Here is an 11,676-nt window from a genome sequence, read left to right as displayed (position 1 = left end):
TCCGGGCAGCGAGCGCAATCCCGGCCTTCGGGAGTAGAGGCCATTTCCCTTCCCGCCCTCATGGAGGAGGTGCGGGCGATGTCCCCAGCCTGACCCCGCGGAGGGAGGTGCCGTGCGGCTGCTGGTGATCACGGAACTCTTCCTGCCCACCAAGGGCGGCACCGCCGTCTGGGCGGCGGAGGTGTACAAGCGCCTGGGTGGCCGGGAAATCCACATCGTCACCGCCGACGTGCCCGGTGCGCCGGGATTCGACGCCACCCATCCCAACACCGTGCACCGTCTGAAACTCGAGCGGGTGCCGTGGCTCAAGCCCGAGTCGCTGCTCATGTACGGGCGACTCTTCGGCCGCAGCCTGCGCCTGGCGCTCACCCACCGCTTCGAGGCCATCCACGCTTTTCGCGCCCTGCCGGAGGGCCTGGTGGCCTGGTTGGTGGCGCGGCTCACTGGGCATCCCGTGGTCATCTACGCCCACGGCGAGGAACTCACTACCTGGAGGGGGCGCAAGCACACGGCCATGGTCTTCGCCCTGCGCCACGCCGACGCCGTGATCGCCAACAGCGAATTCACCCGCGACCAGCTCATCGCCCGCGGCGTGGCGCCGGAGAAAATCCGTCTCATCCATCCCGGCGTGGATACGGAGCGCTTCCGTCCCGGCCTGCCCTGCGACGATCTCAAGGCGCGCATCGGGCTTGCGCCGCAGCAGAGGCTGATTCTGTCCGTGGGCCGCTTGAGCCGCCGCAAGGGCTTCGACATGGTGATCCGCGCGCTACCCGAACTGCTGCGCCAGGGGTTGGATGTGCGCTATGCCGTCATCGGCATCGGCGAGGACTGGGACTATCTCCATGCCCTGGCGCAGGAATGCGGGGTGGCTCAGCGGGTGCATTTCCTCGGCCACGTCCCGGCGGAGGAGCTGCCCCGTTGGTACAATGCCTGTGATGTATTCGTCATGCCCAACCGCGAGATCGAGGGCGATACGGAAGGTTTCGGCATGGTCTTTGTTGAAGCCGCGGCCTGCGGCATGCCCGCCATTGCCGGGAAGGCCGGCGGCACCGGCGCCGCGGTGGTGGACGGGGTGACGGGGTTCAGGGTGGACGGCAGTCGCGTGGAGGCGGTGGCGGCGGTGTTGGGGCGGGTCCTCGCCGATGATGCGCTTGCCCGGCGCCTGGGAGAGGCGGGATACGAAAGGGTGGGCGCGCGGTTTTCTTGGCCTTCGGTGGCGGATGCGACCCGTGCCGTCATCCGCAATCCCGGAAGACAGCCATGACGATCATGGAAACCGAGCGTCCCTGGCCCGTCGCGGTCTTCGCCCACAACGAAGAACGCAACATCCTTGCCTGCCTGGAAAGCCTAAAAGAGGCATCGTCGCATCCCCTTGCCTGTTACGTACTGGCCAACGCCTGTACTGACCGCACCGAGGCCCTCGTGGCAGAACATGCCCGCAGCCATCCCAATGTCCATCTGGTCTCCATACAATTGGGAGACAAAGCGAACGCGTGGAACGTCTTCGTCCACGAGCTTGCACCTGCGCACGCGCCGTTTTATTTCTTCATCGATGGTGACGTTCGGGCGAGCCCAGCGGCCATCGATTTGCTCGTCGCGGGTCTGGAGCAGACGCCCCATGCCAACGCGGCTTCTGCGCTTCCGAGAAGCGGGCGGAACGTGAAGCGATTCCGCCAGGACATGCTCACCGAGAAGGGGGTTGCCGGCAATCTGTATGCGCTGCGGGGAAGCTTCGTTGAGCGCATCCGTGACCGGGGTGTGCGTATGCCCGTCGGTATCATCGGCGAGGATGCTTTGGTCGGCGCCATGGTGAAATGGGACCTGCGTGGGGATACGCGGTGGGACAATGAACGGGTAAAAGTGGTAGCGCAGGCCGGCTTCGAGTTCGAGCCGATGTCCTACCGGCACCCGTGGGCGTGGAAAAAATATCTCCGCCGTCGGGTCCGCTACAGCATCCGCGGCTTCCAAAACAGGATGTTGGGGAGAATCATCCAGCCGGAGGGTTTCGAGGCTCTGCCCCACCATGTGAAAACGCTGTACCGGCGCCACCCCGAGGTGCTCCGGCTGCGTTGGCGGGGGCTGGATACGTTGTTTGACTGGCTCGCCCTCCGAGAAATCGAGCGGGTGCGGGCCGACGAGACCGATTAAGCGGCCCCGCCGGGACACGGCGCGCTTCGATGAGGCGGCGGGTTCCTTGTCAGATGTTCACCGGAGGACGAATCATGCAACCTGCCGTTGGCCACTCCGCCCGCCGCCCGAAAGCACGGCGCAGGCTCATCTATGTCGCTTTTCTGCTTGGCTTGACCTCGACCGGAAGCGGCACCGCACGGGCGCAATGGGTGCCCACGGCGCAGGAGATGGCCATGCTCCCACCCTACTGTGCGGCGCGCTTCAATGAGAAATCGCCGGAGTTTGCCAGGTGGAGAGGCATCCTGGGCGAGGATTTCATTCATGTTCACCACTATTGCGCCGGCCTCAATTTCCTGTCGCGGGCAAGAAGGCAGGCCTCTAGCCAAGAGAGAAAAGATACCCTCTCCGCCGCGGTCAGGGAGATGGATTACGTCCTGACCCACGCCAGGCCGGAGTTCAGTCTGAGGGCGGAAATCCTGACCAACCGCGCCGTTGCGTTGTCGATGTTGGGCAGGGACGGTGAGGCTGCCGCCGATCTGGAAACGGCCATCCGCCTCAATCCCAGGTTTGCCGAGGCGTACCGCGCCCTGGCCGATCTTCAGGCAAAGCTGAACCAGAAACAGAAGGCACTGGAGACGGTCACCGTCGGCTTGCAGCATGTTCCCAACGACCGTGGGCTTCAGCGCCGCTATGACGAACTGGGGGGGAAGAAACCCTATCCCACGCCGGTGGAAGCCACGGCTCCCGCAACCGCCCCCGAACGCCCCGCATCGCCCAAGAACATGGGCGACCAGGCCGCGGCGGAAGGGCAGCCGCCTGCGGCCAAGGAAGCAGGTGATGGGGTGGCGGACAGGGCCGTTTCCGCTGGAGCGCCCACTACGCAGGCGAAGAAGACCAATCCCTGGTGTCGCTTCTGTCCGGATGAGGATGCCCCACCCCCTCCGGCCTCATCCACGCCGCCAGCCGGGTCCACAGGGCCTCGGTGATATCGGGGTGCTGTGCCGCCACATCCCATTGGCAGGCGGGGTCGCTGGAAAGATCGTAGAGGCGCAGCAGAAAGCCTTCGCTGAGTGGCTGGTAGACAAGCTTCCACTGCCCGTGGCGGATCATACGATCCTTGGCCCGGATGATTGTGTCCCGGTACTGTCTCTTGATGGCGAGGGTACCGCTGCTGGGATCGGGCACGTCCAGAAGCTCGAAAAGGTCCGGATAGCGCAGGTGCCCAGCCGGCAGGCCAGGAATCTCGGTGATCCAGATTCCGGTTTCGTTGAAAGCATCGAGCGTGGGGATGGCTTCGTCACCCCGGAGGAAAGGGGCAAGGGAGACACCCTCCATCGTGGGTGTCAGGGCCAGATCCACCATCTCCAGCAGTGTCGGCGCAAGGTCGATGGAGCGTACCACTTCCTCGACCCGTCCCCGTCCGGGCGTGCGGGGGTCGCGAATCACCAGCGGCACCCGTGGGCTTGCCTCGCCCACTGCCGAATTGCCCTGGCCCCAGGTGTCGTGTTCGAAGAATTCCATGCCGTGGTCCGAATAGACGACCACGATGGTGTTCTCCGCCAGACCGCAGGCCTCGAGGTGTTGCAGCATCCTGCCCACCTCATCGTCGAATTCCGCCACACAGGCATCATAGAGGTCGATGATCTGATCGAGATCGAATTCCTCTTTCGGTGCTCCCTGGCGCCGGATGATGTCAAAAGGATCGGCGAGCCTCGCCATGGCGAATTTCGAGGGACCCCGGTATGCCGGATCGGCAAAGCGTGTGTACCAGGGCCATTCTGAGGCGAAGGGCGGATGGGTCGTGGAATAGAACACGTTGAGGAAAAAAGGCTCGCCCGTGGCCGCCAGCCGGCTCAAAAGCCGCCTCGCCCGCCTGCCCAGCGGCTGGGTCAGGGGCACGCCGCCCAGGTAGTAAATCTCGGGCAAAAGCAGGCGACCCAAACGGTTGTGGAGGAACAGGGAAAGGAAAAGGCGCAGATCCTTGGGCCCCTGCCGGATCAGATATTTCAGGTTCCATTGGTCCTTTGGCAACTCCGTGTGCTGGAAGCCGAAGCTCAGCTTGCCCATGTCCGCGCCGCACCAGTCTGAAATCGCCACCGTGCGGTAGCCCTGCGCGCGCAAGAGTTGCGGCAGGGCATCCACCGCGAGTTTCGTTTCATCGTCCGCGACGAAGTTGTCGCGGATGCCATGGGTGTGGGGCCACGTGCCGGTGAGGAGGGACACGAGACTGGGCGCCGTGCGGGCGCAGGGGACGTAGCAGTTGGCAAACAGCGTGCCGGTTTCGGCGAGTCGGTCGAGATGGGGGGTGAGCAAGCGGGGGTAACCCAGGGCGCCAAGACGGTCCGCGCGCAGGGTGTCGGAGCCAATCAGGAGCAGGTTGGGTCGAGCAGTCCGTCGGCGCGGGATGCGGCGCGGGGGGCGGGCATCGGGTTCCCACGAGGCCCAGGCCACCGTGCTGGCCAGGAACGCGGCGATTGCCCACAGTGCCGCTAAATCCGGCATGCGGCCCCCTTGCACAAGCCGCCACGAGGCCGCGACCAACAGCACGGCGAAAAGACCAAGCCCGCCGACTTTGAGGGTCATGATCCGGCCTGGCGTCATCCATTCCCACAACGGGTAAAGCCGGCTCATGCGGTAGTGCATGGAAGCCACCAAGAGCCCCGGGTTGAAACGCAGCTTGCGGACGAACTGGAACGCCAAGGCGCCAAGGATCCCCAGCGCGGCGGCGAGGGTGGCCCCAGGCATCGACCCCTTCGCTCCTACCGCCGTAATGACGAGGAGGTAGGCGAATGCCCCGATGCAGCCGGTGAAAAGCATCAGCGCAAACACCCAGAGGCTGAGCCGCGCCAGCGCGTAAAGGGTGTAGAAGCGGTAGCGTCGGAGGATCTCCTGCCGCAGACGCGGGCCGGTCTGGGAGAAGTCCAAAACGGATTTCGCTAGCAGCAGCAGGGTTGCCGCTATGGCGACCCAGGCTGCAGGCGCAAGTAACATTGGCAGGATGCTGGTGCCGCCGCTGATGAGGGCAGCCGCCGCCGAGACGACCACGGTGGCCGCAAGCAGCCAGGCTCCACGCAGCCCGTGATCGACAGGCAGCCTCAGGCCGTTTCCAAAATGACCGGATTCGCGCCGGCCGTGCACCTCGCCCAGGGCCGCCGCCGTGCGTACGAGAAAAAACCGGCGCCTTGCCCAGGACAGCGAGAACACACTGTGGTAAGCGTATTCCCCCACCTTGCGCCACATGTAGAGCGGAACCCGCCCATTTCCCCGTATGCGCGCGGTGGAGCGGCTGCGCTGATACGCCTTGCGCATGAGATAACCGAGCCGGAAGCGTGCCACGTCCACGTGGTGGTATTGCACCATGGCCGGCACATACTGGCAGCGCACCCCGCGCGCCATGGCCCGGAGAACGAACTCGCTGTCCTCGCCTCCGCCGAGATCGTGACCGCGCGGTCCCAGTTCGGTGGAAAAACGCCCGGCAATGGCGAACACCTCACGCCGGACCACAAGGTTGCCGCCGCCGGGAATGGGCCCCTCCTCCGCGGTCATGGTTTTGGGTTGCTCCCCCTGGTCGTAGCGGGGTACCGGCAGGGGATAGATGCGGTAGGGCCCCTCGTCGTGCACCCAGGCGGGCTCGCGACCGTCCCAGTCGGGCAGGATGCGGCCGCAGTAAAGCCCCGCGGTGGGCCAGGCGCGTGCCGCTTCCTCGATGGCCCTCAGATAGCCAGGATCGACCCGGTGGTCGTCATCGACGAAGGCCGTCAGTTCCGTGTCGATTTCCAGGATCGCAGCATTGAGCGCATGGGACTTGCCGGGGATCGGCACTTCGAGGAACCTCAGCGGCAGCCAACCCATGGCCTCCTGCCGTGCCTGGTAGGCGCGCAGGCAGCCGATGGTGTCGTCGGTGCAGGCATTGGCGACCACCAGAATCTGCACCCCCATGGCTGGCCGTAGCGCTGCGTTGAGGGAGGCCAGCGTCTGCTCAAGCAGCGCCGCGCGGTTGTGGGTGCAGATGAGGATGGTGAGTGTCACCGGTGCTGGCGCCAGTAAGCCGTGGCGATCCGGTTGTGCAGGCGGTAAGCGGTGGCAAGCCCAGGAAACAATGGCCCTTCATGGGTGGCGAGCTCGTAGCCGAAGCGGGAAAGCGTGTCACCGGCAGCCGCCTCGAAGGCGCGGACCTGCAAGCTTGTCATTTTCTGCCTCCACTTGCCTGCGTTGTCCGGCTTGATGGGCTGGTGGACCAGTGGCGTCTTCCCGGGCGCATCCACGGTTTCCACGTCAAGCAGTTTGTCCAGGTATTCCTCGCCGAGGAACTCACATATCCGGCGCAGCGTGCCTTCCGGGTCGGCCAGCAATGCTTCATAGCGGACCTCGAGATATTGGTCCGGCCGTAGTGGGCTCCCGTGGGCATGACCTTTTTCCACATAGCGTTTCCAATACTCGCCTGCGGTGAAGAAGTTGTAGACTCGGAAATCGTGACGACGCCCAAGCAGGGAAAGTGCGACATCCCGCCCATCGCGGATGATGTGGATGAACTGGGCGTCGGGCCACCACCGCAGCAAAGTGGGGAGATGGAGGACGTAGTAGGGGGTCTTGTCACCCCAGCGCATCTTTCCCTCGCCCAGGGCGTTTTTTTCGAAAATGCCGGATATGATCGCCGCCACGCTGTGCCTGCCCTCTGCGGCCAGCTCCATCGCCAACCGCCCGATGTCGAACTTCATGCCGTGCAGGTCTGTTTCCAGGAATTCCTGGCTCTGCCGGTGCATCGCCTGCAGGACCCGGGCGATGTTCTGCGCGTCCCGCAGATCCCCGAATTCCGCCTCACGCGCCAGAAGCGGGATGAAAAAGTGTGACTCGCCGGTGGGCAGCGAAATGCGCGGATGATTGCGCAGCCGGTATTGCAGCAGCGTCGTCCCGGAACGAGGGGCGCCGACGATGAAGACCGGGCCCTTGGGGGGCGAGGGGGTGGTGGAGGGCTGCGTCACGTTTGTGCTTCCTTTCGTCGGGGGGAGAGAAACAGCGGTTGCAACATCAGGCAGTGGGTCGGGAAAAGGGACTGGATTCGTGGCGGTATCCATGGCTCGGCGATTTCCACCGTGCCGGCGCGCGCCGCCTCCGGGCGGCCATCGTCCGCGCGCAGCGCACCCCCTCCCGCATGGGGGACCACGGCGAAGCTGGCCCGCATGCCATGCCGGCCGACTCGCGCCAGCAATCTGCGCTCCAGCGTGGGATCGCTGATGGCGGAGGTGTCATGGAAACGGATGGCGATGTCGATCATGGCTCATCCCCTCGCGCGCTTTCTGTAGCCGCGCAGGCTGCCCAGCGTATGGGCGGCAGTCATGGCCTGCCGCAAAAGGCCTGGCCGGCCGCCGAGGGCCCTGCCCACCGTTTTGACCGCCTGCCTGAGAAACTGGGCAATCAGGAACGGCGGCATTCCCCAGACAGTCCGCGGAAAATCGGGCAGGATGTGCTGGCCCTGTCTAAGCCCCGCCCGGTAATGGAGCCTGAGGAAATAGGATCGCTTCAGCCGCCACGGCTCGACGGCATGGAGAACAGCCATGTCGGGGCGGTAACGGATTCTTGCGCCACGTTCCAGGAGGGCATGGAACATCATCGCATCCTCACCGCCGCCGATGCCATGCCCGACCCGGTCAAACCGTTTGTCGAAGCGCAAGCTGGGATCGTCACGGAAGAGCCTCGTGGCGTAGGCGACGATGCCGCTCCAGACCGGGGTGGCTTCGGTGCTTATCCAGAACGGCTTTTCGCCGTAGTCCAGGCGTCCCAAAAAGCCTGCCAGTTCCTCATCCAGCCACGGGGGTCGCGGTGTTTCACTGAAATCCAGTTCGATGCGCCCACCGGCGCATTCCGCGCCTTCATTGAAAATCGCGTCGCAAGCCGCCTCGAGCAGCCCCGGCAGGGGAATCTCGTCGTCATCGATGAAGACCAGGATGTCACTTGCCAGCGCCTCCTCGATCGCCCGATTGCGCGCAGCGACGATGCCCTGCACCGGCTCGGTGACCCAGCGCAGGGGCGGCCCCGGCTGTTTGCTGAGCTCGGCGAGAATCTCGGGCGTGGCGTCCGAACTGTTGTTGTTCACCACCAGAATCTCGAAGGGAACCGGGCAGCTTTGCGCACGCATGGCGGCCACGAGTCTTTTCAGCCGGGCCGCGCGGTTGTAGGTACAGAATGCGAACGAGACCTTCATGTCAGCACCTCTTTTCTTCGGCAAGACGCAGCAGCCACCGGTGCACTGCCTCCGGCAGCAGCGCGGGCAGCATGTATTGCCAGTCCCGCAGCGTGCCGTAGCCGTGCCTCATCACCGTGCGGAAGATGGTCCGCGCCGCCGGCAGGTTTCGCTGCCAGTAACACTCGAACCCTTTTTGGAGAAGTTCGCCCATCATCAAAGTGCGTGCACGCTTTTTGCCAAGCTTGGTGTGGAATGCACGGTTCTGCCGCAGGAACTGTTGTTGCGCCCGCAGGTGCTGCAATGCGGCTCGTGCTCTGTCCGAGGACGCCTGGCCCCCGCCATGGAAGTGATAATAGGCCAGCACTTCCGGCACTCTGATGATGGGCGAGGCGAGGGCGACACGCAGCCAGAGGGCGTAGTCCTCCGCGCTGTTGAGCCCAGGGTCAAAACCGCCGGCAGCCTGCACGGCCCGAAGCTGCGTCAGGGCAGCGTGGATGGGCCACCGGCAGCCTCTGAACAGCGTCTCGCCCTTCGCCTCGTTTTCATAATCCGGCGGGACAAATGGCTTGCCCCGTGGCCCAGGAAGACCGACATTCTGCCAGCCGCAGTATGCCAGAACAGCCTCGGGACGAGCGCGCAGCGCCGCCAGCATTCTGTCCATAAACCTCGGTGACCAGGTATCGTCGGCATCAAGAAAGGCCACGTACCTACCCTGTGCCACTTGGAGGCCAGCATTTCTGGCGGCGGATACGCCACGGTTGGGTTGGCGGATCACGCTTATGCGTGGGTCCTGCTGCGTGGACAACCATTGGCGGGTGCCGTCGGTGGATCCGTCGTCGACGATGATGAGCTCCCAATCCGTGAACGTCTGCGCCAGCACGCTGCCCACGCTGGTGGGCAGGAAGCGTGCGGCGTTGTAGCAGGGCATGATCACGGAGACGGTGGGCATGGTTCACATTCTCGCCGCAATGCGTGACAGCGCATAGCGCGCCACGTCACGCCAGGAGACGTCGTGGCTCGCCCAAGCCAGCTTGCGCACGAAGCGGCCCAGGGTGTCGGTGTTGAAAACGGCGAGGCGCCGCAGGCGGAAGGGATCGTTGTCCCGCAGGGCCCAGCCGGCGCGGGTGTGGCAGGCGGAGGTGTAGCCGGCCGCCTTGACCATGGCCTCGCAGCGTTCGTCCCAGGCGCCGAAAGGATAGGCGAAACTTTCGACGGGCCGGCTGAGCACCTCCTCCAGGGTGGCCTTTGCCTGAATGAGCTCGCGGCGGATCATGTCATCGGGAAGTTCCGGCAGGCGCGGGTGGGTCACGGTGTGGGAGCCGATTTCCATGCCCGAGGCCGCCATGGCCCGCAGTTCCTCCGCCGCGAGCATTCTGCCCTGCGGATGGTCATCCCCCCACGGATGCGTGCTGCCCAGATAGCCCGTGGTGACATACCAGGTGGCCTTCATCCCCCGCCGGACCAGCTCCTCCCACGCGGCGAGGTTGTCCCCATAACCGTCATCGAAAGTGATGACGGCGGTGCGGGCGCCGAAGCGGGCAGGTTCCCGCAACAGCTCGGTGACCGTCGGCGTGGCATAGCCCGCCTCCGCCAGCCAGTCGAGCTGCGCCCGGAAGCGCTTGAGCGAGACCGCCCACCGCCAGGCAGGCACCCGGTCCCCCGGTTGGATGGAGTGATACATCAGGATGATCGGGCCGTGCCCTGCTGAGCGGCGATGGAGAAGAAGGGTAAGGGGATCGGGCTTCATTTTGCTCCTGGCGCGAGCCGCAGACGGACCTTCCAGCGCTGAGCTTCGGTTGCCAGCGCGGGAAGGGGCAGATAAAGAAAGCACACACCATAGACGGTGCCGCCCACCATCGTCATGATGAGAACGTAGAGCCAGTCGGTCGAGCGCACCGTGTCTGGAAGCGCCGTTTCCGTGGCGATCAGGGCCGCAACTAAGGCGAAGTTCAACACGAAGGCAGGGTGGAACGCCCGGGCAAGGTCGCTCCAGCGGGCTTTGAGGGCCGTTTTGGCCAGCCAGAACATGTGGATGGACATGTAGAGACGAGCCAGCACCAGACCTGCCGCCACGCCGGGCAGGCCATACGGCAGGCCAAGGAGAATGGCCGCGCTGACTGCGCCCACCATGGTGACCTGGGGAAAGAGTTCACGGTCGAGCCAGTTGCGTGCAGCCAGCACCGCGCCCGACAAACTCTCAATGATCGCGAATGCGCTCCCGAAGGCCAGAATTCCCAGCGCTCCTCCAGCCGGCGCCCAGTTCTCGCCATAGACCGTGACGACGAGCGGCCGAGCGAGCCACACCATGCCCACGTAGAAAGGGAGGGAATAGACCGCCACCAGGCTGAGGCTTCGGAAAAACAGATAGCGTGATCGGTCCAGGTTGTCCTGCTCCTTGGCCAGGGCGCGAAACAGCACCTCGTACACGGAGCCCGTGATGAAATCGTGGGGCCGTGAGGCCAGGCTCTGGGCTTTGTCGAAGAGACCGACCGAGGCCGGGCCCAGGCTGCGCGACAGAAAGAAAGCGGGCGCATGCTGCCGCAGATAGAGGATCAGGTTGTTGGTGGAAACGAGGGAACCGTAGCGAACGAGCTCACGGGCGCGGGAGAAGTCCAGGCAGAAGCCCGGCAGCCAACGGGCGGCACGGGCAAACAGTGCGGCCCCGATCACAGAACTGACGAGGCCCGCGATGATCAGGCTCCAGGGGCCGTAGCCCAGAAATGCCATGCTCAGGCTGACGGCATTGTAGGCCAGCATGTTCGCAAGCTGCACCAAGGTCTTTGCCTTGAAGCGCATCTCCCGAAAGAGCATATTCGCCGGCACATTGAAAAAAGGCCGGATCAGGAAGGAGATGGCGGCAACCCTCAGCAGGTCTGCATAAAGGGGCTGTTGATACCATTGGGCGAACCACGGGGCCACGAGAAAGAATCCTGCGAAGATCAGCCAGCCGATGAGAAGCTGCAGGGTGAAAAGCAGGTCATAGTCCCGCTTGCTGGCTTCCTTGGCGCGCACCAAGGCCTGGCCCATGCCACCGGCAGCGATGAACCCCGCGAGCCCCGTGAAGATCTGGATCGTGGCGACCATGCCGAAATCGGCTGGCACCAGTAGCCGTGCGAGGATCAGGCCCAGCGCGAAGTTGACGATCTGGGAACCGGTGTTGCCCACGAACACCCACTTCGCGCCGTGGCGGATGGTATCGCCCAAGCTCACTGTTTCGCCTCCTGGCGTCCCTTCCCTGGCAGGCCGCGGGCGAGAACGGGAGGGATCGGGTAGCGCATCGCTTTTGGTGGATTCAATCTCGAAGTGCAACGCGGCTGTATGATTGCATAAATACCTGATGAGGTGTTTTCCAGTTCAGGCGT

Annotated in this window: 10 protein-coding genes; 3 read left to right on the top strand and 7 right to left on the bottom strand. The window is 64.5% G+C overall.

Annotated elements, in window-relative coordinates:
• Positions 1–112: 112 nt before the first annotated feature.
• The 3 genes from K6T56_07620 (at position 113) to K6T56_07610 (ending at position 3,116) form a co-directional block, all read left to right on the top strand.
• Positions 113–1,264 carry a glycosyltransferase family 4 protein gene (locus tag K6T56_07620; protein MCL6556210.1) on the top strand — a complete coding sequence of 384 codons (1,152 nt, stop codon included), beginning with the start codon at positions 113–115 and terminating at the stop codon, positions 1,262–1,264.
• Positions 1,261–2,148 (top strand): glycosyltransferase family 2 protein, encoded by an 888-nt coding sequence (locus K6T56_07615; protein MCL6556209.1) that lies wholly within the window; start codon positions 1,261–1,263, stop codon positions 2,146–2,148. Before K6T56_07620 ends, K6T56_07615 begins: the two co-directional genes overlap by 4 nt.
• Positions 2,149–2,222: 74 nt before the next feature.
• Complete coding sequence (locus K6T56_07610) at positions 2,223–3,116, top strand: tetratricopeptide repeat protein (protein ID MCL6556208.1); 894 nt, start codon at positions 2,223–2,225, stop codon at positions 3,114–3,116.
• Here the strand turns inward: K6T56_07610 and K6T56_07605 are convergent.
• The 7 genes from K6T56_07605 to K6T56_07575 form a co-directional block, all read right to left on the bottom strand.
• Positions 3,007–6,159 carry a sulfatase-like hydrolase/transferase gene (locus tag K6T56_07605; GenBank protein MCL6556207.1) on the bottom strand — a complete coding sequence of 1,051 codons (3,153 nt, stop codon included), beginning with the start codon at positions 6,157–6,159 and terminating at the stop codon, positions 3,007–3,009. The genes K6T56_07610 and K6T56_07605 overlap by 110 nt on opposite strands.
• Positions 6,156–7,112 carry a sulfotransferase gene (locus K6T56_07600; protein MCL6556206.1) on the bottom strand — a complete coding sequence of 319 codons (957 nt, stop codon included), beginning with the start codon at positions 7,110–7,112 and terminating at the stop codon, positions 6,156–6,158. The genes K6T56_07605 and K6T56_07600 overlap by 4 nt, the downstream gene beginning before the upstream one ends.
• Positions 7,109–7,405 carry a hypothetical protein gene (locus K6T56_07595; GenBank protein MCL6556205.1) on the bottom strand — a complete coding sequence of 99 codons (297 nt, stop codon included), beginning with the start codon at positions 7,403–7,405 and terminating at the stop codon, positions 7,109–7,111. The genes K6T56_07600 and K6T56_07595 overlap by 4 nt, the downstream gene beginning before the upstream one ends.
• A 3-nt stretch (positions 7,406–7,408) precedes the next feature.
• Positions 7,409–8,332: a glycosyltransferase family 2 protein gene (locus K6T56_07590; GenBank protein ID MCL6556204.1), complete on the bottom strand. Its 924-nt coding sequence runs from the start codon at positions 8,330–8,332 to the stop codon at positions 7,409–7,411.
• 1 nt (position 8,333) lies between these two features.
• Positions 8,334–9,263, bottom strand: a complete 930-nt coding sequence (locus K6T56_07585; protein MCL6556203.1) for a glycosyltransferase — start codon at positions 9,261–9,263, stop codon at positions 8,334–8,336.
• A gap of 3 nt (positions 9,264–9,266) precedes the next feature.
• Positions 9,267–9,995 carry a polysaccharide deacetylase family protein gene (locus K6T56_07580; protein ID MCL6556202.1) on the bottom strand — a complete coding sequence of 243 codons (729 nt, stop codon included), beginning with the start codon at positions 9,993–9,995 and terminating at the stop codon, positions 9,267–9,269.
• Between the two features lie 62 nt (positions 9,996–10,057).
• Positions 10,058–11,524: a lipopolysaccharide biosynthesis protein gene (locus tag K6T56_07575; GenBank protein MCL6556201.1), complete on the bottom strand. Its 1,467-nt coding sequence runs from the start codon at positions 11,522–11,524 to the stop codon at positions 10,058–10,060.
• Between the last annotated feature and the right edge of the window lie 152 nt (positions 11,525–11,676).

It is taken from the genome of Burkholderiales bacterium (genome assembly GCA_023511995.1).
Classification (GTDB): domain Bacteria; phylum Pseudomonadota; class Gammaproteobacteria; order Burkholderiales; family Thiobacteraceae; genus Thiobacter.
This window is presented reverse-complemented; position numbering and strand designations above follow the sequence as displayed.